This window comes from Pseudoalteromonas sp. S1610 (genome assembly GCF_005887465.1).
Taxonomy (GTDB): Bacteria; Pseudomonadota; Gammaproteobacteria; order Enterobacterales; family Alteromonadaceae; genus Pseudoalteromonas; species Pseudoalteromonas undina.
This window is the reverse complement of the sequence record NZ_PNDI01000127.1, coordinates 1-241: the sequence shown is the minus strand read 5'-3', so window position 1 is coordinate 241 and position 241 is coordinate 1. Positions and strand designations below refer to the sequence as shown.

Annotated in this window: 1 pseudogene; it reads left to right on the top strand. The window is 41.1% G+C overall.

Annotated features, from left to right (window positions below):
- Positions 1-241 (top strand): annotated as a pseudogene (locus CWB77_RS18075) (hydrolase); the annotation flags it as partial.

Genomic DNA, 241 nt, shown 5'->3' with positions numbered 1-241 from the left:
ATGGAATACATAGCTAAGGTCGATCAAAAAGAGCTTTATGACCCCATACTCAGATTTCAATTAGCCAATTCCTTTCAGGTTAAACGAGTATTAAAAAAATACTTACCTGAAGATCAGGAGTCGGTCGGTGATGCCACATTACTTGAGTGGAAGTACATTATGTATGAGCCAACCCAGACCGTTATAGACTCAACTAAAACTATCGTGCGCGGAGGAGCTGTGGAATGGCAAATGCGCTTTT